Source organism: Bacteroides sp. ET336 (assembly GCF_024733815.1).
GTDB lineage: Bacteria > Bacteroidota > Bacteroidia > Bacteroidales > Bacteroidaceae > Phocaeicola > Phocaeicola cellulolyticus.
This window is the reverse complement of the sequence record NZ_JANRHK010000004.1, coordinates 16,555-40,278: the sequence shown is the minus strand read 5'-3', so window position 1 is coordinate 40,278 and position 23,724 is coordinate 16,555. Positions and strand designations below refer to the sequence as shown.

The window sequence follows — 23,724 nt, the reverse complement described above, 5'->3', positions numbered from 1 at the left end:
TACCCTGAAGCTATGCAAAAAGGCTTTTGAATATATTAAAACGGATATTTTTTTAATAAAAACGGGCGAAATGTTTGGAAGTTATACAAAAACTCCATACATTTGCACCCGTTAACGCGGAAATAGCTCAGTTGGTAGAGCATAACCTTGCCAAGGTTAGGGTCGCGAGTTCGAGTCTCGTTTTCCGCTCTCTCTTTGAAAGGATGCTCGAATGGTGGAATCGGTAGACACGAGGGACTTAAAATCCCTTGGCTATTGCAGCTGTGCGGGTTCAAGTCCCGCTTCGAGTACTCTAAGGGACAAATCGTTGTTTTGACGGTTTGTCTCTTTTTTTATACCATCGCAAATAGTTGGATATGAGTACTTTAACTCAAAGAATGAATTGATGCTGACAGGTTCAATATGCTCATTATTTTTGTTATAGTAAAATCCGTTCGGGAATACTAACTTTTGAAGTTTTCTTTTCCCTTCTAATCCTTGTAACTCCCATAGCATGAATAGGTTACGTCTCATTGAAAAGGCATAATCTATGAACTTATCGAGGTTCAATATTTCAGTATTATATTTCATGTACTCAATGCTTAAATCCTTAATTTCTTGTTCCAATCTTGTTATAACTTTCTCAAAAATGCTTTGTCTCTTTGTGTCTGAACAAAGAGTGTAGTTTATTTCTACCTGTTCTAATTCTTTTTCTTTCTTTTTGATGTTTTGCCGTATGGATGAGGCTGTATCTTTGTTTTCTTTATTCATTTGGTCAAATGTCATTTTAAGTTGGAGTTTTAGTAGTTCTGATACTTTATCAGATAAAATGTATTTATTTAATTCATCTTCAAATGATTCATGTACTTTCTTTGTAGAACTATTGTATTTGCATCCCTTACGGCTACAGACATAATATCCTATATCTGTTCTACCGAATTTCTTTCTCATCTTGGTTGATATACTAGCTGTTAGATTACCTCCGCAGCAAGGACATTTTATGCTGCCTATTAATGGTGCATATTCTTTATCTATCTTTTGTTCATATCCACTATGATTTTTTGATAATTCATTATTTACCTTCAAGAATATTTCTTTAGAAATCAAAGGTGGATGATTACCTTGTACTATTTCTCCTTGTAAGAACTTATGAGCCATGTAACCACAGTAGAAAGGGTTCTTAAATACCTCTGATAATTTTTGCTTGCATATTATAAGTCCTTCATTTGCTAATTTTAGTCTTATTTCTTCATTGCTTAATCTGTTGTTTGCTTTCCATAAGAATGCTTTTCTTAATAATTTACCTTCTTCGTTAATAGTTATTATTTGCTCTTTTTTAGTCGTTCTTTGGTCATATCCTCTTGGTGCTTTTCCTATCCAACGTCCTTTTAATAGGGCTTTTATACTATTTTCTATGGTTGTTGCTCGCTTCTCATCATTCTGAAATCTTGCATTAGCAAGTTCCATGAGCTGCATATATTTTCCAACGGCTGTACGTGGGTCATAGCTTGATGTAGCTGATACTACATAAGCTCCTCTTGCTTCTACTTCTTCAATTATTGTAGTACTTCCTGTGCGGCTAAATCTTGATGTACTGAATACGATAACAACATCTACTTTCTGTGTACTTCCTTTCTTGTTGAATTTTTTAATGTAGTCCAACATACGGTTAAATTCTTTTCTCTCTTTGTCACTCTTTGCGGATTCATAAGTTCCCCCAAATTCTCCGAGAATGGTGTAGGAATGCTTTGCAGCATATTCCCTACACTTGAACTTCAAGGCTTTGACCGTCCACTTGCTCGCTTGAACTGACACGTGTGTAAATCAACGCATTACCGCTTTCTGCTTTCTTATTCTCTTTTTTCCCTTTGGCGAAATTTTTTAATTCAAATACTTCACTGATGCTACAGCTTTATTATAAATGTTAAACACTAAAATCGAATACTCATAAAGTGTATCTGCTAACACTTTTGCCTTCTCATTATCTATATCTGAAAAGTTTCTATCTTCCTTTATAGTATCAATATTAATTTTGAATATTATGAAGCAAGTGAATCACAAATATCAGACTTCGGATTACATGGAATGGGACACAATGTTAAGCCTCATCCGTAAACTATACAAGGATGGTAATTACCGTATGTCTTTGTTGGTCGGTTGTGGCTCATTCTTTGGGTTACGTATCAGCGATATACTTACCTTGACTTGGGAAATGTTATTGAATGATGATAAGTTTATGATTAATGAGAAAAAGACGAATAAACGGAGAATAATCAAAATTAATTCGGATTTTCAGCAGCATATCCGTAAATGCCATGATGCATTGAACATAACGAATGATGCGGAAAAATGCTTTATCAGCCAAAAAAAGATGGTCTATTCCACACAACGGATAAATGTTTTGTTCAAAGAAATCAAAAAACGGTATAATTTGAAGATAGAGCATTTTAGCACCCACACTATGCGTAAGACATTTGGCCGCAAAGTCTTTGAGTCAGCAGGTGAGAATGCTAACATGGCTTTGATGAGGCTTTCGGAACTGTTCAATCACTCCAACGTGTCAATAACAAAGATATATTTAGGGCTTAGGGAACAGGAATTGTTGGAAACATACGATTTATTGGATTTTTAAGGGCTAAATTTCAAATATTTGTATCTTATTGAGCGTCTTTCCACTGAAAATGCCTATATTTGTTGCACACTGAAAATCAGTGTGCAGACATATTGAAAGAAAGCGCATTTTCGCTTATTCCGACTGCGTAAAATTGGACACTTTACTAAGTAATATCGGAATATGTGAGAAGGACGCTCTCTTGGCGTGTATTCGTATATCAACACGAAATACATCCAAGTGGGGCTGTCCGTTCTCCTTATCCGTATTACGGGGAGTCCAACCCTACGCAGCAGATGAGGCAGAATGGTGGCCTCGCTTTTTTATGTTTTTTATTCTAATGACTATTAACGCATCATAGGGTCATAGGTGCAGGAGTTTTTACTATGATAATGAGCAAGTTAAGAGAAAATGTTATTAGATTGCTATGTCTTACTTATATGCTAACCTGTGAGACAGCATTTGCGCAGCAAAGTAATTATTCAAATCTTGTTAAGCCCAATGAAGAACAATTTACTGAAGCACAAATAAATTCATTAAGGGAACGATTTATACAAGCAGGATATAGGAATAGATTATGTCAGTTGGTTGGTAATGATTATATGTATTGGAACATCCCTATGTCTAAAGACATATCGGCAAATCAACTTTCGGAAAGATTGAAAATTCCTACAGACACGTTATACATACTTACTAAATCAGCAGTTAAATCTTTGTTTGGAGAAAATATAGGAGACATTAAAAAGTACGACAATATATATTCAACTCTATTTAATAATCCATCTTTTACTATAAACGAATTAGAAGAAAAGAAAATGTTTATATCTAATTTTTATGTTTATAATCTCTATATTGCCTATGACCCCAATATTATATTAAAAACAAAAAAAGAAATAGAAGCAGATAAGGAGAAACAGTTTTACGAAGCACTAAATTTCTCTGATAATCTAAAGACTTATTCAGGAAAATTTAATCTTGGAGCGTTACATGGCAGTTATGCAAATCCAACATCATGGAGAAATGGTACTGCTATTTATCAATATAAAGACGCTTCTGATGGTAGTCGTATTTTTGAGGGTAAATTTAGCTTTAATCAAGATGATAAATATAAAGCTTATGGATTCTTTAAAGATAATCGACAAATCGGGAAATGGACATGGGAGCATGGTAATAATATCATAACAATTATCAATTTTGACAATGTTGGAAAGAGTATAGAAGGTGAGTTTGTTGTTCATAATCCAAGTAAAACTTCAGTCTTTGTAAAAGGAGAATTTAAAAATGGGTATATTACGCATCTTACCTATGTGCAAGATAATGTAGAAGTTAATGGACGCTTTGATAAGGATAAACCTGTGGGTCGGTGGTATTTTAAAAATGAAAAACATTTTTATTCAGTATTTTCAGATTATTCAAATGATGGAAATTTGATAGAGAATTGGCATTATATAGAATATGATAACAGTACGGGAGATAAAAGAAAAGTAAGACTTTATAATATGGAAAGATATTCTCCTGATACATTGAAAGATTTTACAATGGGATTAATAGGACGCTATATAATGCGTTCTACTTTAGAATAAAGATTAATCATTTAAAGTGTTAGAATTATGACGACTCTTAATAATACTCATACAAAATATAAAACTAAATTATTGTTGACAATTATAATTGCATTATGCTTTATTTTTGGAGGTTGTCTTTATATATTAAAACAATCCAATGTAACCAATAATAAAGATACCATTGTTGAATTAACACCCGATTTTATAAAGGCAATACAAAAGTATGATGAATTAGATGTGTTTAATGAGGGATATGCGGCAGTTTGCAAAGATGGTAAATGGGGATTTATTAATATAAAAGGGGAAGAAATAATTCAATGCATATATTCTAAAGTAAATCCGTTCCATGAGGGATATGCGGCAGTTTGCAATGATGAAAAATGGGGATATGTTAATACTGATGGGAAAGAAATAGTTCAATGTATATATTCAGAAGCATCTCCCTTCAGTGAGGGATATGCAGTCGTTGTTAAAGATGATAAATGTGGATTCGTAAACACAAAGGGAGAAGAGATAACCCAATTCCAATATTCAGGTGCATCTTATTTTGGTGAGAAATGTGCCATGGTTCGAAAAGATGGTAAATGGGGATTTATTAACAAAGATGGTGAAGAGATAGTTCAATGCCAATATTCACAGATATTGCCTTATATTAATGGATATGCAGAAGCTCGAAAAGACGATAAATCAGGGTTCGTTAATGCTGAAGGCAATGAGATAGTCCCATGCCAATATTCAGAGGTGTCTTCCTTTAGCGAGGGATATGCAGCAGTTCGTAAAGACTTTGAATGGGGGTATATAAACACAAAAGGCGAAGAAATAGTCCCATGTCAATATTCTCATGCTTCTTCCTTTAATGAAGGATATGCAGCAGTTTGTAAGGATGATAAAGATGAATGGGGATTTGTTGAAAAATGGGGGTTTGTTAATACCAAAGGAGAAGAGATAGTCCCATGCCAATATTCAGATGTATCTCCCTTTAGTGAAGGATTTGCAGCTGTGTGTAAGGACAAAAAATGGGGATATGTTGACACGAATGGAAAAGAGGCTATTCCAATCAATATTGAAGCAAAATTTGTGGGTAATTTTTCAGAGGGGTTAGCGTTTGTCTATAAAGAAGATGGAAACAGCTTTTCTGTTATAGATACTATAGGAAATACTGTTTTCAGTGGTTATGTAGATTTTTCATGGACTTTTGAAGAGGTTGATAAAAGTGAAATGCCACGATATTTTAGAGGGAAACTGTACGTCCCAATGGGAGAGTTCAAATCAATTGTTTATGACAAACAAGGTAATAAGATAAAAGAAACTTATGACTACGCATGTGATAATAAATACTTTACAGATAAAAATAGTGATAAAGAATATTTTATTTTTCAGAAAGGAAACGGTGACAATGAAAACTATAAGTACTTAACTGTTGGATTGAAGAATAAAGATGGCAAAGAACTGACTCCTGCTATTTATGCTTATATTAATGGTTATAATGCAGGTCATAATATTAAAGTTTCCAACGGAGTTGTGTTGGTAACTTTATGTGAAGTGGGCGAGGACGTTGAGTGGAATGCAAATGAAACACATTTTACCCCTATTGAAGGTAAGTTATATTATGGCTATGCAGACCTCAATGGGAATGATACTTTTTCAGAAGAATTAAAAAAGAAATGTAAGGAATCGTATGAACAGAGGGTTAACGAATTCTATCAAAAAGACCTTGAAGAAAAGCAACGTTTAAGAGCGGAAGGACCTGATTGGTTGCAAGGAGCATGGAGAATGCAACTGACTGATGATTACGGAAGACATTTGGGATATATGTATGAAGTGTTTAATCATGGAACTTCTAAAACTTATGCTAATGGTAGCCTTATTTCTGAACGTAATTATACAGTTTCTGATGATATGGTAATATATGACAATAATGGTTACTATCAGTTAGATAATGACAGGCAAATAGTTATTAGTGCTGATGGGCTGAAAATGCAAAAGGTATCAAATGACACATCTTATTCACCAACATCATATTCTTCAAGTCGTTCTTATTCAGACAACGGCAACTCAAACAATCGTCAAGAGAGGGAATATATGCTTAAATTATCCAAACTTAGTGATAAAGGTAGAGAACTTGTAAATGAATTGTCTTCAATGCGTGCTAATGGGAATATTGACCCATTTAGAGTAATGTACATAAAACAAAACTTAATTAGATACAAGGATGAGCAGATTGATATAGCGGCAAATAAATTGCATGATAGCCAATTGGCAAGAGAGTATATGGAACAAAAAAGAAAATTGTTATTGGCTTTTAAACAGATGGGTATATGATTAATGAGTCTCATCGATGATTGATTATAATTGAGGTTGGTCACAGCAACGGCCAACCTTTCCTTTTTTTGCTCCCAAATATTCAAAAATATGCAGAAGTGAATATTTAATTTTATCGTAACTAATTGATATACTGAATTATATGTCGGTTTTGTCTGAATACATACATTACATATATTCATTAATAATTGAATATGACTGTTTTTGAATATAATTAAGTGCGGAATGCGGAGTGCGGAGCGTTTTTCTTATTTTCAGAAATTGATACTTTTAACTCCGCATCTCCGCATTTCCGCAGTCATACTAAACTTACCAACTTTTGCAGTTTGGATAAGGAAAATGTAGGGTCGCTCAAATTATTTAGAAGTTGCTTATATGGTCGTATTCTTCTACTAATAACGGTGTTCGTTGATGACAAAGCTCTAATCTTAGCCTCAACCTCTGCCAAATTAAAACTACATTCTTTCAAAAGTAAATATCGTAGATAGTTCTGAACATTTTTTATGTATGGTGTTGTTTCCGTTTCCTTTATAGCTTCATTGATTATTGTAGCTAATGGATTGGTAGTTGAAGTCAATACTTCATTTAATGAATTGGTTGAGATTTTGAGGAAGGTTCTAATTTGTGTTTTTGTATTAATATTAAATTCAAAACGTATTTTGCTTTTGAAGTAATTTAGTAATGCGTTTTGATTGGATAATAGATTAAGAAAATCTTTGTTCCCAACAAGTTTAAGCTCCTGTTCTTTATTATAAATAGTGAGCCGCTTCCGATGACGTGGCGTATCGGCAGAATTTTCTAATACTATTCCATTGTGTTTTTCTTTTATAATCCATTTTCTATAATTGACAAGATGTTGCTTAATGTAATCAGTGATATTATTTAGGTCATCATAATCTACATCTTTCGTTATATCACATTTACTTACTTCAGAGTCTTGTAGAATATCATTTATTGATAAGGTGCAGATTCCTAATTTATTGATTTCTTCAAAACATTTTCTAATGTTCGTTTGATTAATAAGGTTGACATATTCATCTTTGAGGATTTTTCCTGTAAATTCAATAGAAAGTTCGTGAAGTTGATAGTTGGCTATGATACATAAACAATAAGGCTTCTTTATGCTATATTTATAATATTGAAGATTGCCATTTATAGTTTGCGTTGCGAATGCTTTGTCATTTATGTTAGAAATATATTTTATGTTTGTAATAATCTTGAGTTTGTCAAAACGAATCATTTTTAATTTAGAATATGAATTTATTTAGCTTGTCATTTGACAAGTTTTGTCTCCTTGACAATTAGTGAAGTTAAAAAAGAAGAGAACTAAAGTCTCTCCACCTAATCCTTTTCTATTGGTTTATGTGGTATATTTTTCCAATATGATTTTAAACCGTTTGAAATGGCTTCTTTGTGAGAAATGCTTTTGCCTCTACCTCTCATAGATTGACTGATTTTTTCTTTTGTTTCGGGGTTTAATTCCCTGTACTGTCTTTTGTTTGTATTCATTTTTTAAGGTTTATATATAATAAATATTAGGTTAGAATAGAAAGTTCTGCAAGACTAATAAGTTTAATACAAAAAATTTTCTGAAAAAATTTTTTTTGAGAGATACGGCAAACCGTTCATGTCCTACTGTACTTATCTCTTGAAAGTCTAATAAGAGCCAAGATACATAGGTTAAGGCGTACATTTTCAGGAATATACGCCTTATACAATGACTTAATACGCTACTTAAAGTAAAATTAGATTCATGGGATAAGTATCAGATAGAGTTAATGAGTTTGATTACTCCTTCTACGCATTGTAGATATTCTACTATGCATCTAAAATCATTCCAAAGGTTCAATATTTCATCCTTTAAGGGTACGAGAAATAACGCTAATTGCTTGAAAATGAGTAGTTAGCGTTTTTCTTTTGTCGGTTTTTGGCGTGAATCCCTTACTTTTATGCGGTTTTGATAACAAAATCCTGTTATGTGTACAAAAAAAGGTGTACCCGATAAAAGATACACCTGAATATTTAAACTTATTTGATTATTTATCTTACCTGAATAACCAGATATCTTGAAACACTCCAGAAATCGTTTGGTTTTGTAATTTCCAGTACGTACTGTCCTTTATCATCTTTTTCCAGCTTATATGAGCCTTCAGGATGATTTGTAAGCAGTTCTGCACGCTTAGAGTATAACTTGATAACCTTGTCTTTACGAATGTCTATTTCAGTGAAATACTCTTTGTTGAAATCGTTGTTCTTTAGTACGTCGCCACCTTTTAAGATCTTTTGGTCTTTAAGTTCGCTTTTTGTACCGAATACGTACCATGCAGTGTTCAGGGCTTTGTCTTGAGCTGCAACGGTTTTGCTCTTTTCTTCGTTTTCAGCAGAAAGCTGATCTACATTTTTAGTCAGATCTGTAACAGCTTCGTCAAGTTCTGCTATTCTGATATTTTTTGAAGCAAGTTCTGTCTGTAATGTTTCTATCTGTTGCTGTTTGGCTGCAAGTTCTGCTGTCAGGTTTTCAAGAGCGCGTTTTAGCTGAGTACTTTTATAGTTACTGTTTTTCAGCTGTTTTTCCAATTCAGCTATTCTTTCACGATTGTCCTTTAGTTTTTGGCTGATGAACTTGATATCATCTTTTATCCTGTCGGCAGCTGACTGGTTTTCAATAACACTACCGTTTAGGTCAACTCTGTTTTCAGCTTCATTTATTTCACGAAATCCTTCTTGTATTTCATTGAATGCTCCCATGATTTCGTCCAACTCATTGTTGCGGTTAGACAGCTCGGACATTAATGAATCGTTTTGCGCTTGAAGCGCATCCTTTTTTTGACCAAAATTGTTACATGATGTCAATAATGCGGCAAAGCACATTGAAAATAATACAATCTTTTTCATGATAGTTATTTTTTAGAGTTATTTTTCTGTTCTTCTTTTCCTCCCAGCACTATTACTATTTCACCTCGAGGCTCTGTTTCTGTAAAATGCTTAATCACTTCTTCCAATGTTCCGCGTACGCTTTCTTCGTGAATTTTGGATATTTCGCGACATACTGATACGGGACGCTCTGGTCCGAAGATTTCAGCAAATTGCATTAATGTTTTCACCAACCGGTATGGTGATTCATAGAAAATCATTGTACGGCTTTCGTCCACCAAAGAATTCAGTCTGGTCATTCTGCCTTTCTTTTGAGGCAGGAAACCCTCAAAACAGAAACGTTCATTTGGTAATCCTGACGAAACAATTGCCGGGACAAATGCTGTTGCACCTGGAAGACATTGTACTTCTATTCCGTTGCGTACACATTCTCTCACAACCAAGAAACCGGGATCGGAAATCCCCGGTGTTCCAGCATCAGAAATAAGGGCAATGGTTTCGCCTGCTTTGATGCGTGATACAATATTTTCTACAGTTTGATGTTCATTGAATTTGTGATGAGACTGCATGGAATTCTTTATTTCAAAATGTTTTAAAAGAATTCCGGATGTGCGAGTGTCTTCGGCAAGAATCAGATCCGCTTCCTTCAGAACTCGAATGGCTCGTAAAGTCATATCTTCCAAATTTCCTACCGGAGTAGGAACTACATATAGTTTACCCATATTATCTTTTTTGACATCGAATATAGCAAAGGTAGAAAGTTTTTGGTCTTGTCGTTATTTTCATGTTAATATTTAACAGATGTTTTATTTTAAAAAGTATATTATTGTACGTATTTCTAATTTTATGTACTTAATTTTAGATTTTACAAACAAGAATTGTATTTTTGCAATTATAGAAAACAAAAATATTTATCATGAACGAGCAGAAGAAAATTACATTCGATAGTTTTATACGCGGAGTTATAGGCGTGGCTATTTTTATTGCAGTCCTTTATATGCTGAATAGGCTCAGCGGTGTTTTGCTTCCTTTTTTCATAGCTTGGATTATAGCCTATCTTATGTATCCTATGGTGAAATTTTATCAGAACAGACTAAAGATAAGAAACAGGGCGTTGGCTATTTTTGCTGTCATGGTGAGTCTGATTGTTTTGGTCACTGGTGCAATATTCCTTATTGTACCTCCGATGATTGATGAGTGTGTTAAACTGAAATCATTGATAGAGGTATATTTCTCAGAAGGTGGTAAGTTTACCTCCATTCCAAAAGATATAACTGATTTCTTGCATAATAATGTCGATTGGGCATGGATGAAAGAAAATCTTAATTCGGAGAATATCATCGGAGCGGTAAAAAGCGTATTGCCTAAAATGTGGTCATTATTATCAACTTCATATAATATAGTGCTGACCATATTTACCTTATTTATTATTGTCCTATATCTATTCTTTATATTGCTGGATTACGAGGAGATCGCCGATGGATGGGTGACTCTGTTACCGGCAAAATATAGAAATATGGTACTTGGAATAATAAATGATATAAAGGACAGTATGAACAAGTATTTCCGTGGTCAGGCTTTGGTGGCGTTCTGTGTCGGGATATTGTTCAGTATCGGTTTTTTGATAATAGATTTTCCTTTGGCGATAGGTCTTGGCCTCTTCATTGGGCTTTTGAATATGGTGCCGTATTTGCAAATCATAGGCTTTGTTCCTACTATCATATTGGCTTTGCTTAAGGCGGCAGATACCGGTGAAAGTTTCTGGGTAATATTAGGATTGGCGTTAGTTGTATTTTGTGTTGTCCAGGCTATTCAGGATATGTATCTGGTTCCTAAGATAATGGGTAAGATAACAGGATTGAATCCGGCCATAATATTATTGTCTCTTTCTGTATGGGGGGCATTGATGGGTATGTTGGGAATGATTATTGCATTGCCGTGCACCACATTGTTGCTTTCATACTATCAACGGTTTATAAAGGGCAGGGATATGCTTTATATGCAACAGAAGGATGAATCTCCGGATAATAATAAGGAATGATACATTAAAGGCATAAATGAAAGTGGATATTCATTTATGCCTTTAATTATTTTTCTATTCTTTCTCTTTGATTATTCCTACGAATAAAGCTCCAAAGATAAGAAGTACTCCAGCCAATACCAGCATGTTTACTTCAGGAGGAACGCTTCCTGGAGTAGTGAACATCCGGAGAATCCAACCTCCGGCTACTGCTGCTACTATTTGAGGGATGCATATTGTACAATTGAACAATCCCAAATATGTTCCCATATGTCCTCCTGTCAGTGAGTTGGTGAGGATTGTAAAAGGAAGAGCCAGCATAGCCGCCCATGCACAACCTATCAACAGGAATGAGACGAAAAGACCATATTGGTTAGTTATGAACATGGTTGATATAAATCCTATACCTCCAAGAACCAGACTCAATGAATATGCCAGTTTGCGGCTCTTTATCAGAGGTAATATTGTTGCCCATATAACAGAACCTATTGCCTGTACGGCAAACAAGATTCCCACCCAGTCGCCTGCATTCTGGTATTGAATTGACTGTGTGTCAAGAACAAGATGTTTTGTACCGTCTTTTATTATTTCTATCGAAGGCGTATCGAAAACTCCGGCTGCAACAGTTCCATTTGTATATGTCCACATAAACATGAATGCAGCCCAACAGAAAAACTGTACGAGTCCGACAGTCCAGAAAGCTTTGGGCGCTTTGGCCAATAGAATGAAAATATTTGATTTCTCTTCTTTGGGATCGTTGCTGATTCCATGATATTCAGCATATAACTGTGGAGGATACTCTTTTACTTTTATAGTAGTATAAATCACGCATAAAATAAGTATTGCAGCTCCTATATAGAACGAATAAATCACTGAATCAGGAATTACACCTTTAGGGGCAACATTACTTATACCTATTGCTGCAAAAATGAAAGGGAACAAGTATCCTGCCAAACTACCGGCATTGCAAAGGAAGCTTTGTATAGAATAAGCCAGTCCTTTCTGCTTTTCGTTTACCATGTCGCCAACCATCATTTTGAATGGTTGCATTGCGATGTTTATTGATGTGTCAAGGAACATTAATGAGAATAACCCAAAAATCATTGCAGCCGAGACGGACATACCGAAACTTCCGGCATTAGGCAACAGACACATTACAAGAACTGCTATAAGTGCACCTACAAACAGATATGGTATTCTTCGGCCGAAACGGCACCATGTCTTGTCGCTTAAAGCACCAATGATAGGCTGTACGATAATTCCTGTAAGAGGTGGCAATATCCAAAAATAGCTCAGACTGTGCGGGTCTGCTCCCAAGGTAGAGAATATTCTACTGATATTGGCACTTTGCAAAGCGTATGCTATTTGTACGCCAAAAAATCCGAAGCTTATGTTCCATAGCTTCCAGAAACTCAAATCAGGTATTTTTTTCATGATATGGTTATGTTTTTTATTGTTTTGTTGGTCTGTAGGTTAATGAAATATCTATTGGTTATAAGTTCATGACATCCTGTTCAAATCTGTCTTTGTCTCCTTTGGCTTTATTCCTGATTTTGCTTCTGTAATTATATACCGTAGCCAGTGAGTATCCAAGGAAATGTGCTATGCGGTTTGCATCTGTAACTCCCAGTCTTATCAAGGCGAAGATTCTTAGTTCTGTATTCAGATGTTCATCCTTTTTTGGATATATTTTACTGTCATCTGTAAGCAGATTGTTAAAGTCTTCTACGAAATTTGGGAAAAGATCCAAAAATGAACGGTCAAATTCATCGTAGAACAGTTTTCTTTCGTCTCGTATGAATTCTTCCGATCTTATGGTTTTGAACAGTTGGTCTATTTTTGATGCCATTGCAAGCTTTTCAAGCGAACGTCTGTATTGTTCCAGCTTTTCCAGATATACAACGCATCGGTCCAGATATTTAGCTATATAAACTTCCTTTATTTTACCTGTTTGAGCAAGATTTCTGTTAGCTTCAACAAGTTTCTTGTTGGCCTTGTACAGATTTCTTCTCATAACAGATAGTTTTTTCATCCAATAATAAAGGTAGAAAGTAGCTATGATAAGAAGAAATGCCAATACGCTTATGCCAATTAGCAGTCGTCTTGTCGCATCTCGTTTTTCGGCTTCTTTTTTCTGGTATGCATTATCTATAATAGGGTATATCTGTGTTACTTCAAGAAATCGTAGCCTTGCATTGGCAGCTACCGCATCTTCCATAGAACATGACAAATAATTGTAAGCTCTGTCCAGATTTCCTTGATGGTACATAAGTAATGCCAGTTTCTGTAGCGAAGCATATTCACGTTCAGCCATTTTTATATCCATTATAGCTGTACTTGCAAGATACTTTATTTGGCTTGATGTATCTCCTATAGCCTCATAAGCATCTGATAAAGTATAGTTCACATATACTTTTCGTTTTAAGTTTATTGAATCAGACAACAGCGGTAACAAAGCTTTTATAGCATTCCTATAGTCGCCGTCATGAATCATTCTTTCGGCTTGATTTATTTTGAAGTTAATGTCTGTTATTCCCAGTTGTGAAATGGAATCTCTGTAGATTTCAGTTTTTAAGTAATAACATTTGCTGGCATTGTCGTCAGCAGTATAATCGGCAAGCCATCCGTAGTATGCTCTTCGAGTTCTATAGTAATATCCTAAAAGTCCTTTATTGGTTATATTGGCTTTATTAACTTTGTCAAGTTCATTTTTAGCCTCATTATACATTCCCATAACTCCGAATACTTCAGCTCTGTTTATTAGTATCTCGTCTTCAAGTTCCGGATTGTTAAGTAACGGAAAGTATTTGTGCTTCATATTAATATAATATAATGATGAATCTGCCTGATAATGCAAGTATTCATAGAAAAGAGCACCACTAATGTTATATTTTTCAGTTATATCATTAGAACGCTTGAGACTGTCCTTTAATTGGGACAACTTCTCTTCTCTCAGATTATGATAATATTTTTTGTTTGAAATGACTTTATCGAGTTCTTTCAACAACTTTTCATTCTCCGGATTGGCTTTTAATACAGTAGGTATGATAAGAATATAAATAAGTATTATAAATATGTTTTTCATGACATTAAATTTAGAGCTGATACAAAAATATGTTTTTTTATCAATAAGTACAAAAACATGACTATTATTTTACTGATGTTTGAATACGTTTTTATTTATATTTTTTGAATAACATAATCTGCCTAATATGCTTATTAATAATGATATAGCTATTTTACATATTTATATTTTTATTGTGTCGGTGATAAAATGTCCACAATAATCTTAATTTTGCAATATAACAATATTTAAATGTAAAAATCAATATCATGAAACAAACACTGTTAACCGTTATGGCTGTATTGTCATTATTATTTCCTTTTTCTTCAAAATCGTATGCAGTAATTAAGAAGGTTGCACCTACATTCTGGTGGGCCGGAATGAAAAATCCGGAATTACAAGTTTTACTTTACGGCGATGACATATCTTCCTCCGAAGTCTCTATTTCCAGTAAAGATATTTATCTGAAGGAAATAGTCAGACAGTCCAATTCCAATTATCTTATCATTTATCTTGACCTGAATGAAGCGAAGGCACAGAATTTTGATATAATACTCAAGAAAGGTCGTAAGATTACTAAGGTACCATATGAACTTAAGGAACGTATACGTAAAGGTTCCGATATTGAAGGATTTACAGCAAGCGATGTGCTTTATTTGATAATGCCGGACAGATTTGCCAACGGAAATCCTGAAAACGATGTAGTGCCTGGAATGTTGGAAAATAAAGTTGACCGTAATGAACAGTATGCCCGTCATGGTGGAGATTTTAAAGGTATATCAGAACATTTGGACTATATATCAGATCTTGGTGTGACAGCTGTCTGGCTTAATCCTACACAGGAAAACGACATGAAAGATGGATCATATCATGGATATGCCATAACTGATTACTATCAGATAGACAGACGTTTTGGTAGTAACGAAGAATTCCTTCAATTGGTAAACGAGGCCCACGGTAAAGGATTGAAAGTTGTTATGGATATGATTTTCAATCATTGCGGAAGTGAGAACTATCTGTTCAAGGACAGACCTCAGGATGATTGGTTTAATTTCCGTTCCAATTATGTACAGACATCGTTTAAGACAGCAAGCGTAATGGATATTCATGCCTCTGATTATGAAAAGGCCATAGCTACAGACGGATGGTTTACTCAGGTTATGCCTGATTTGAATCAAAGAAACCGTCACGTTGCCCGTTATCTTATCCAGAGCAGTATATGGTGGATAGAATATGCAGGAATAAACGGAATACGTCAGGACACTCATCCATATGCTGATTATGATTTTATGTCAACATGGTGCAAGGAGGTTCTTGAAGAATATCCTCATTTCAATATCGTAGGCGAAACATGGCTAAACAGCAATGTTCTAGTTTCTTATTGGCAGAAAGATAGCAAGCTTGCCGCTCCAAAGAACTCTAATCTTCCTACAGTAATGGATTTTCCTCTTACAGATCTTATGACAAAAGCTTTTGATGAGGAAACTACCGAATGGTCAGGCGGTCTTTACAGATTATATGATTATCATACTCAGGATTTCGTATATGCCAATCCTATGAGCCTTTTGACATTCCTTGATAATCATGATACATCTCGTTTCTGTAAGAATGAAGAAGATTCAAAAAACATCACACGTTATAAACAGGCAATAACATATTTGCTAACAACAAGAGGAATTCCTCAAATATATTACGGAACAGAAATCCTTATGGCAGCCGATAAGAGTGAAGGAGACGGATATCTGCGTCGTGATTTTCCTGGTGGATGGGAAGGAGATAAAGTAAATTGTTTTACACGTGAGGGTAGAACAGAACTTCAGAACGAAGCATTCGATTATACTCGTAAGCTTTTGAATTTCAGAAAAGGTAACGATGCTATATGTAAAGGTACGATGAAACATTTCGCTATACGTAATGGAATTTATGTATATGAAAGAAAGTATAACGACAGCTCTGTAGTAGTTGTTATGAATGGAACAGACGAAAATCAGACTTTGAATCTGGCACCATATAAGGAAGTACTTCCGAAATCTGAGGCTACTGACTTTATTACAGGAAAAAAAGTGGCTTTAAATGATGAATTACTTCTTGAAAAACGTGGAATACTACTTTTAACCTTCTAAAAATCATTTATAAAATCAGTTATTGCCCTATAGATATAAATGTCATATAATCAGATGTTTATGTGATACTTTCTGCAATATGACATTTATATTTTATTTCTAAATCAAGAAAAGCGTTACTAAGAACCATACTTTTGCAGCAGAGAGTTTTTCTAACCTGAAATTTTAAAACTTAAATACCTGAAAAGCTATGAACCTTAAAAGTATTTTTTCATTAACATCATGTATTTGTTTCGCTATGGCAGTAAATGCCCAGAAACTTACTTCTCCTGATGGTAATTTTGTTATGAATTTTAGTCTCAGTCCTGAGGGGGCACCGGTTTATGAACTTTCTTATAAAGATAAGCCGGTTATTAAGCCAAGTACATTGGGACTTGAACTTAAAAAAGAAGATGCAAACAAGAAGACAACTTTCGAATGGACGGAACGTACAGACAAAGATCAGCTTGATGCAAAAACCAATCTTATGACTGGTTTTAAAATAAAAGATACAAGTACTTCCACTTTTGATGAGACTTGGAGTCCTGTTTGGGGAGAAGAAAAAGAAATTCGTAATAACTATAACGAACTGGCTGTTACACTTGACCAGCCGTCAAACGACCGTTACATAGTAATACGTTTCCGCCTGTTTAACGATGGTTTAGGTTTCCGCTATGAGTTTCCTCAGCAGAAGAATCTTAATTATTTCATTATCAAGGAAGAACATTCTCAATTTGCAATGGCTGGTGACCATACTGCATTTTGGATCCCGGGAGATTATGATACTCAGGAATACGATTACACTACATCACGTCTGAGTGAAATTCGTGGAAAAATGAAAGACGCAATTACTCCTAATTCATCTCAGTATGTATTTTCGCCTACAGGAGTTCAGACGGCTCTTATGATGAAAACAGATGATGGTCTGTATATTAATCTTCATGAAGCAGCATTGGTGGATTATTCATGCATGCACCTTAATCTTGATGACAAGAATATGATTTTCGAATCATGGCTTACACCTGATGCTAGGGGTGATAAAGGTCACATGCAGACTCCATGCGTATCTCCTTGGCGTACTGTGATAGCAAGTGACGATGCACGTAATATATTGGCTGCTCGTGTTACACTAAACCTTAATGAACCATGTAAGATCGAAGATACATCATGGATACATCCTGTGAAGTATGTCGGTGTATGGTGGGATATGATTACCGGAAAAGGTTCATGGGCTTATACTGATGAAGTTCCTAGCGTCAAACTTGGAATTACAGATTATAAACAGACCAAACCTAACGGAAAACATTCTGCCAATACAGAAAATGTGAAGAAATATATTGACTTTGCAGCTGCACACGGATTTGATGCAGTACTTGTTGAAGGATGGAATGAAGGTTGGGAAGACTGGTTTGGTAAAACAAAAGATTATGTATTTGATTTCGTAACTCCTTATCCAGACTTTGATGTGAAAGAACTTCACCGTTACGCAGCCGGCAAGGGTGTTAAGATGATGATGCACCATGAAACATCTTCTTCTGTAAGAAACTATGAACGCCACATGGATAAGGCATATCAGTTTATGGTAGATAACGGATATAACTCTGTTAAGAGTGGATATGTGGGCGATATTATTCCTCGTGGAGAACATCATTACGGACAGTGGATGGTTGACCACTATCTTTACGCAGTTAAAAAGGCTGCCGACTATAAAATTATGGTAAATGCTCATGAAGCAGTACGTCCTACAGGTTTGTGTCGTACATATCCTAATTTGATTGGTAATGAGTCAGCTCGTGGAACAGAATATGAAGCATTCGGTGGAAGTAACGTAAATCATACCACTATACTTCCTTTCACTCGTTTGATTGGAGGTCCTATGGATTATACTCCTGGTATATTTGAGCTTGATTGCAGTAAGATGAATCCTACAAATACATCTCGCGTACGCAGTACATTGGTACGTCAGTTGGCACTTTATGTCACTATGTACAGTCCTCTCCAGATGGCAGCAGACATTCCTGAAAACTATGAACGCTTTATGGATGCCTTTCAGTTTATAAAAGATGTGGCTATAGATTGGGACGAAAGCCATTATCTTGAAGCTGAACCGGGGGAATACATTACTATTGCACGTCGTGCCAAAGGTACAGACGACTGGTATGTAGGATGTACAGCAGGATATAACGGACATAAATCCGATCTTAAACTTGATTTCCTGACTCCTGGCAAGAAATATGAGGCTATTATATATGCTGACGCAAAAGGAACATCCTGGGATAATAATCCACAGGCATATACTATCACCAAGAAAAAAGTGACAAACAAGTCAAAACTTAAACTTACTGCTGGTGTAGGTGGTGGCTATGCTATATCAATTAAAGAAATCAAATAGTCATACAAAATCTGAATAATATATTTTTGAAGGTAAAAACTAGGTTTATACAGTTACTTAAAGGTAGGAACAGCCTGTTAGGTATTGTAAAATCAAAATATGAAAGATGTTTTTATTAGGGTAAATCTAAGTTTTCAATAGGTATATTTTATTTAGGCTATTTATTAACACTTAATTAAATAACAAATGAAAAGTAAAATCTTAAATTCTAATGGAAAATTCCTGCTATTATGTTTGGTAGGAATGCTGATGGCTGTACAAGGCTTTGCACAAGCTATAACAGTCAATGGTATTGTGAAAGACAAAACTGGAGAACCCGTAATTGGTGCAAATGTTATTGTAAAAGGTACTACAAATGGTACGATCACTGATTTTGACGGTGTTTTCACTCTTCAGGCTAATAAAGAAGATGTTATTGTAATTTCGTTTATAGGCTATCAGCCTCAGGAACTTCCTGCAGCTGAGCAGATGAATGTTATTCTACAGGATGATACTCAATTGTTGGAAGATGTTGTGGTTATCGGTTATGGTACTGCAAAGAAAAATGACCTTACAGGTTCGGTTACTGCAATTAAGCCGGACGAAATGAATAGAGGATTGGTGACAAATGCACAAGACATGATGCAGGGTAAGATTGCAGGTGTTAGTGTAATATCTGATGGTGGTACACCTGGTGGTGGTTCAACAATACGTATTCGTGGTGGATCTTCATTAAATGCTTCTAATAACCCTTTGATAGTTATTGATGGTTTTGCAATGGATGATAAGGGAGTGCAAGGTCTTTCAAACCCACTTTCAATGGTTAATCCAAATGATATTGAAAGCTTTACAGTATTGAAAGATGCTTCTGCCACAGCTATCTACGGTTCTCGTGCTTCTAATGGTGTAATCATTATTACTACAAAGAAAGGTTCTAAATCAGGAAAAGTTAAAGTTTCGTATAACGGAAACGTTTCTTTGAGTAATGTGAAAGAAACTTTGGACGTAATGGATGGTAATGAATATCGTGAATTCATTGCTGGTATTTATGGTAAGGACAGCGAACAGTATGGAAAGTTGGGCTCTGCCAATACAGACTGGCAGGATCAGATCTATCGTGCAGCATGGAGTACTGACCACAATATAACCGCAGCTGGTAATATCAAAGGTGCACCTTTCCGTGTTTCTATTGGTTATACTAATCAAAACGGTATTATCAAGACATCTAATTTTGAACGTTATACAGGTTCTTTTAGTATTGCACCTACATTCTTTGATGATCATCTTAAAATTAATGCCAATCTGAAAGGTATGATTGCAAAGAACAGATATGCAGATGGTGGAGTAGTAGGAGCAGCTGCTACATTTGATCCAACTCAATCTATATATAATAATGATCCTGATTATGTAACTTCTTTTGGTGGATATTTCCAATGGACAGGAAACAATGAGTACAACGACTCATCATGGCCTTTGGCATATAACTCATTGGCACAACAGAATCCGGTAGCTACTTTGGATTTTCAGAATAACCGTGCCACTTCCAAATCATTGATAGGAAATATTGAATTGGATTATAAATTCCATTTTATGCCTGAATTTAATTTCCACGTTAATGCAGGTATGGATTTGTCAACCGGTAAACAAACTAATGATATAGATCCTCGTTCAGCTAGCAATAACTATTATGGAAGACATAGTTTCGATGTAATAGATAAATCTAATATGTTGCTTACATCTTATTTACAATATTCTAAAGAATTGAAGAACCATGACATAAACGTGATGGGAGGTTATGAATGGCAGCATTTCTATAGAGAAGGTACAAGCGATAGTTGGGGATTTTATCAGGCTACAAACAATAATACTGAACTTGCAGGACAAAAGTATGACGTGAAAACTAATGAATGGGCTAACGAAAGTTACCTCGTATCTTTCTTCGGACGTGCCAATTATACTCTTCTAGACAGATATATGCTTACAGCCACAGTACGTGCCGATGGTTCTTCTAAATTTAATAAGAATAACAGATGGGGTACATTCCCTTCATTTGCTTTTGCATGGAGAATTAATGAAGAAGCTTTTGCTAAGAAATATGATTGGATGTCTGATTGGAAGCTTCGTTTAGGATGGGGTATTACTGGTCAACAGGAAGGTATTAGTGAATACAGTTACTTTGTTTCATATGTTGAAAATAAAGAACACGCATATTACCCTATAATCGGTGATGGTTCATTGTCAAGACCTAATGCTTATAATACAAATCTTACATGGGAAAAAACTACTACATGGAATGCCGGTATGGATTTTGGAATCTTGAATGGTAGATTTACTTCTTCTATTGATTTCTATAAACGTCAGACGAGAGATTTGCTTCAGACTGTAAACGTAGCTGCTGGTTCTAACTTTAAAAATACAGTTTTGAGCAATGTTGGTACGTTAGAAAATACAGGTATTGAATTTACCATTGGTGGAAAAGTTATTCAGACCAATGATTTCATTTGGGATTTGAGTTATAACTTGACATGGAATAAGAATGAAATTACCGAGCTTACGACAGGTGATCAAGAAGGATACTATATTGCTACTGGAGGTATTTCCGGTGGAACTGGTAATACTGTTCAGGCTCATGCAGTAGGACATCCTGCCAATTCTTTCTATGTATATCAGCAAGTATATGATGAAAAGGGTATGCCTATCGAAAATACATATGTCGATCGTAATGGTGATGGTATAATAAGTGATCAAGACAGATATTTCTATAAGAAACCTGCAGCTGATGTATTGATGGGACTATCATCAAAGATGATATATAAGAATTGGGATTTCAGTTTCACTCTTCGTGCTAGTTTAAATAATTATGTATTTAACAATGTAGAGTCTAATAACTCAAATATAGGTAAGGCTGCTGTTTATGCACAGTCCGGATTCTTTACCAACTATGCAAAACCGCATTTGGAGAAAAATTTCCAAGGTATAGGAAACTATTTTATGTCAGACTATTTTGTTCAGAATGCATCATTCTTGAAGTGTGATAATATAACTTTGGGATATTCTTTCAATAATCTTATTGGTAAGTTGGGAGGTAGAGTTTATGCTACTGTACAGAATGTGTTTACCATTACAAAATATAAAGGACTTGATCCAGAAGTGAGCGGTGGTATTGATAATAACATTTATCCACGTCCTTTGGTTTCAATGATTGGATTAAGCCTTAATTTCTAATAACTTAACTTTAAAAGGAAAATTATGAAATTCTATAGATTAAAACATCTGGTTCCTGCAGTAGCTTTTACACTGGCCATGGGAACTAGCTCATGTATCGGTGACTTGAATGTTGACCCTACAATAGATAAAAGTACTTCTGTTGAATTTAACAGAGATCCTATTTTTGCAAAGATATATGCTAATATGGCATTAACAGGTAATATCGGACCTGCAGGTAATGGTGACATTGACGGTATAGACGAGGGAACATCAGATTTCTTCAGACAATTATGGAATATGAACGAGCTGCCTACCGATGAGGCTGTATGTTGTTGGGGCGATGCAGGTGTGCCTGAATATAACTTTGCTCAGTGGGATGCTTCACACGGAATGATGACGGCCATGTATTACAGATTATATTTTGGTATAACAATGGCAAACTATTTCCTTGAGAATACCGTAGATGATGCAACTGCAGCAGATCTTAGGGCAGAAGCCAGATTCCTAAGAGCATTATATTATTATTATGCAATGGATTTTTATGGTAATATACCTCTTATCGTAAAGGTTTCTACAGAGCAAGCAGAACAGTCTGACAGGAAAACCATATATGAATTCATAGAGAAGGAACTCTTAGAGTGTGTGGATGATATGAAAGAACCTAGAACAAATACATATGGTAGAGCAGATAAGGCTGCTGCATGGTTATTGTTGGCAAGACTTTATCTGAATGCTGAAGTTTATACTGGAACTCCACAATGGGGATTGGCAGTTACTTATGCAGAAAAGGTACTTGAATCCGGATATACTCTTTGCAAACCATATAAAAATCTGTTCATGGGTGATAATGATACCAATGGTGCGCAGAACGAAATCATTCTTCCGATACTTCAGGATGGTATAGATATACAAAACTATGGTTGCGGTACGTTCTTGATTGCTGCAACTCATAAAACAGATATGAATAATGCAGGAACAAGTGAAAACTGGGCAGGTAATAGAGCTAGAAAACAGATGATGTCTATGTTCTTTCCTAACAATGATGCACCAAATGTTGATGAAAATGAAATGGTGAGACAGGCTAAAGACGACCGTGCTTTGTTCTATGGAAAAGACAGGGAACTTGAAGTTGAAGACATTTCTAATTTTACTCACGGATATTCTTGTGCAAAGTTTACAAATAAATATTCTACAGGTGCAACACCTAAGGATGCTAAGTTTGTAGATATGGATGTTCCTTTCATGAGAGTAGCTGAAGCTTATCTGATTCTTGCAGAGGCAAAAACAAGGCTTGAACTACCTAATGAGGCAAAACCTTATATTGATGACCTTAGAGATAGAGCAAATGCTACAAAACAACCTACATATTCATTGAATGATATTTGTGACGAATGGTGTAGAGAATTTGCTTTCGAAGGACGTCGTCGTATAGATCTTATCAGATTTGGTAAGTTCGGTGGAAATACTGACTATGTTTGGGATTGGAAAGGTGGTACAAAGGAAGGTACAAACTTTGATGCTTACAGAAATCTTTATCCTATACCAACAAAAGAAAGGGTAGCAAATCCTAATCTTGAACAAAACTTCGGATATTAATATTATGTTGTTT

Annotated in this window: 15 protein-coding genes and 2 tRNA genes; 10 read left to right on the top strand and 7 right to left on the bottom strand. The window is 35.2% G+C overall.

All coding sequences use genetic code 11. The features are described 5' to 3' along the window. The first annotated feature begins 116 nt into the window (after positions 1-116). Positions 117-189 (top strand) — tRNA-Gly (locus NW213_RS05845). Between the two features lie 16 nt (positions 190-205). Further along, positions 206-290 (top strand) — tRNA-Leu (locus NW213_RS05840). On the opposite strand, the gene NW213_RS05835 is transcribed toward NW213_RS05840, so the two are convergent. Then, complete coding sequence (locus tag NW213_RS05835) at positions 253-1,794, bottom strand: recombinase family protein (protein ID WP_258322143.1); 1,542 nt, start codon at positions 1,792-1,794, stop codon at positions 253-255. The two genes, NW213_RS05840 and NW213_RS05835, sit on opposite strands and share 38 nt — an antisense overlap. A gap of 226 nt (positions 1,795-2,020) precedes the next feature. On the opposite strand from NW213_RS05835, the gene NW213_RS05830 reads away from it, so the two are divergent. The 3 genes from NW213_RS05830 (at position 2,021) to NW213_RS05820 (ending at position 6,477) form a co-directional block, all read left to right on the top strand. Further along, a complete protein-coding gene (locus tag NW213_RS05830) occupies positions 2,021-2,611 on the top strand; it encodes a tyrosine-type recombinase/integrase (RefSeq protein WP_258322142.1) in 591 nt (196 codons plus the stop codon). A gap of 371 nt (positions 2,612-2,982) precedes the next feature. Further along, a complete protein-coding gene (locus NW213_RS05825) occupies positions 2,983-4,173 on the top strand; it encodes a hypothetical protein (protein ID WP_258322141.1) in 1,191 nt (396 codons plus the stop codon). Positions 4,174-4,200: 27 nt separating this feature from the next. Further along, positions 4,201-6,477 (top strand): WG repeat-containing protein, encoded by a 2,277-nt coding sequence (locus NW213_RS05820; RefSeq protein ID WP_258322140.1) that lies wholly within the window; start codon positions 4,201-4,203, stop codon positions 6,475-6,477. Between the two features lie 298 nt (positions 6,478-6,775). Here the strand turns inward: NW213_RS05820 and NW213_RS05815 are convergent, their stop codons facing one another. The 4 genes from NW213_RS05815 to rsmI all read right to left on the bottom strand — a co-directional run bounded on the left by NW213_RS05815 (position 6,776) and on the right by rsmI (position 10,073). After that, a complete protein-coding gene (locus NW213_RS05815) occupies positions 6,776-7,717 on the bottom strand; it encodes a hypothetical protein (RefSeq protein WP_258322139.1) in 942 nt (313 codons plus the stop codon). A 101-nt stretch (positions 7,718-7,818) separates the two neighbouring features. Continuing rightward, a complete protein-coding gene (locus NW213_RS05810) occupies positions 7,819-7,986 on the bottom strand; it encodes a hypothetical protein (RefSeq protein ID WP_258322138.1) in 168 nt (55 codons plus the stop codon). Positions 7,987-8,517: 531 nt separating this feature from the next. After that, positions 8,518-9,372, bottom strand: a complete 855-nt coding sequence (locus NW213_RS05805) for a hypothetical protein (RefSeq protein WP_154043830.1) — start codon at positions 9,370-9,372, stop codon at positions 8,518-8,520. A 5-nt stretch (positions 9,373-9,377) separates the two neighbouring features. Next, the gene (gene rsmI, locus NW213_RS05800) at positions 9,378-10,073 is read right to left on the bottom strand and encodes a 16S rRNA (cytidine(1402)-2'-O)-methyltransferase (protein ID WP_154043831.1); all 696 of its coding nucleotides are present in this window, start codon (positions 10,071-10,073) and stop codon (positions 9,378-9,380) included. Between the two features lie 194 nt (positions 10,074-10,267). Between rsmI and NW213_RS05795 the strand changes: the two genes are divergently transcribed. Then, on the top strand, positions 10,268-11,392 hold the full coding sequence (locus NW213_RS05795; RefSeq protein WP_204394612.1) for an AI-2E family transporter: 1,125 nt from the start codon (positions 10,268-10,270) through the stop codon (positions 11,390-11,392). Positions 11,393-11,446: 54 nt separating this feature from the next. Here NW213_RS05795 and NW213_RS05790 read toward each other — a convergent pair whose 3' ends face one another. Together NW213_RS05790 and NW213_RS05785 are read right to left on the bottom strand one after the other, a co-directional pair. After that, positions 11,447-12,805, bottom strand: coding sequence for an MFS transporter (locus NW213_RS05790; RefSeq protein WP_258322137.1), 1,359 nt, complete (start codon positions 12,803-12,805; stop codon positions 11,447-11,449). A 58-nt stretch (positions 12,806-12,863) separates the two neighbouring features. Continuing rightward, the gene (locus tag NW213_RS05785; protein WP_258322136.1) at positions 12,864-14,456 is read right to left on the bottom strand and encodes a DUF6377 domain-containing protein; all 1,593 of its coding nucleotides are present in this window, start codon (positions 14,454-14,456) and stop codon (positions 12,864-12,866) included. A gap of 248 nt (positions 14,457-14,704) precedes the next feature. Between NW213_RS05785 and NW213_RS05780 the strand changes: the two genes are divergently transcribed. The 4 genes from NW213_RS05780 to NW213_RS05765 all read left to right on the top strand — a co-directional run bounded on the left by NW213_RS05780 (position 14,705) and on the right by NW213_RS05765 (position 23,711). Beyond that, positions 14,705-16,558 carry a glycoside hydrolase family 13 protein gene (locus tag NW213_RS05780; protein WP_258322135.1) on the top strand — a complete coding sequence of 618 codons (1,854 nt, stop codon included), beginning with the start codon at positions 14,705-14,707 and terminating at the stop codon, positions 16,556-16,558. Positions 16,559-16,748: 190 nt separating this feature from the next. Next, positions 16,749-18,929 (top strand): glycoside hydrolase family 97 protein, encoded by a 2,181-nt coding sequence (locus NW213_RS05775; RefSeq protein ID WP_258322134.1) that lies wholly within the window; start codon positions 16,749-16,751, stop codon positions 18,927-18,929. Between the two features lie 186 nt (positions 18,930-19,115). Then, positions 19,116-22,133, top strand: coding sequence for a TonB-dependent receptor (locus NW213_RS05770; RefSeq protein ID WP_258322133.1), 3,018 nt, complete (start codon positions 19,116-19,118; stop codon positions 22,131-22,133). A gap of 24 nt (positions 22,134-22,157) precedes the next feature. Then, a complete protein-coding gene (locus NW213_RS05765) occupies positions 22,158-23,711 on the top strand; it encodes a RagB/SusD family nutrient uptake outer membrane protein (RefSeq protein WP_258322132.1) in 1,554 nt (517 codons plus the stop codon). The last annotated feature ends 13 nt before the right edge of the window (positions 23,712-23,724 follow it).

Coding starts and splice junctions, on each gene's coding strand:
- NW213_RS05780 (WP_258322135.1), top strand. CDS start 14,705: ATGAAACAAACACTGTTAACCGTTATGGCTGTATTGTCATTATTATTT.
- NW213_RS05795 (WP_204394612.1), top strand. CDS start 10,268: ATGAACGAGCAGAAGAAAATTACATTCGATAGTTTTATACGCGGAGTT.
- NW213_RS05805 (WP_154043830.1), bottom strand. CDS start 9,372: ATGAAAAAGATTGTATTATTTTCAATGTGCTTTGCCGCATTATTGACA.
- NW213_RS05790 (WP_258322137.1), bottom strand. CDS start 12,805: ATGAAAAAAATACCTGATTTGAGTTTCTGGAAGCTATGGAACATAAGC.
- NW213_RS05815 (WP_258322139.1), bottom strand. CDS start 7,717: ATGATTCGTTTTGACAAACTCAAGATTATTACAAACATAAAATATATT.
- NW213_RS05765 (WP_258322132.1), top strand. CDS start 22,158: ATGAAATTCTATAGATTAAAACATCTGGTTCCTGCAGTAGCTTTTACA.
- NW213_RS05810 (WP_258322138.1), bottom strand. CDS start 7,986: ATGAATACAAACAAAAGACAGTACAGGGAATTAAACCCCGAAACAAAA.
- NW213_RS05785 (WP_258322136.1), bottom strand. CDS start 14,456: ATGAAAAACATATTTATAATACTTATTTATATTCTTATCATACCTACT.
- NW213_RS05770 (WP_258322133.1), top strand. CDS start 19,116: ATGAAAAGTAAAATCTTAAATTCTAATGGAAAATTCCTGCTATTATGT.
- NW213_RS05825 (WP_258322141.1), top strand. CDS start 2,983: ATGAGCAAGTTAAGAGAAAATGTTATTAGATTGCTATGTCTTACTTAT.
- rsmI (WP_154043831.1), bottom strand. CDS start 10,073: ATGGGTAAACTATATGTAGTTCCTACTCCGGTAGGAAATTTGGAAGAT.
- NW213_RS05830 (WP_258322142.1), top strand. CDS start 2,021: ATGAAGCAAGTGAATCACAAATATCAGACTTCGGATTACATGGAATGG.
- NW213_RS05820 (WP_258322140.1), top strand. CDS start 4,201: ATGACGACTCTTAATAATACTCATACAAAATATAAAACTAAATTATTG.
- NW213_RS05775 (WP_258322134.1), top strand. CDS start 16,749: ATGAACCTTAAAAGTATTTTTTCATTAACATCATGTATTTGTTTCGCT.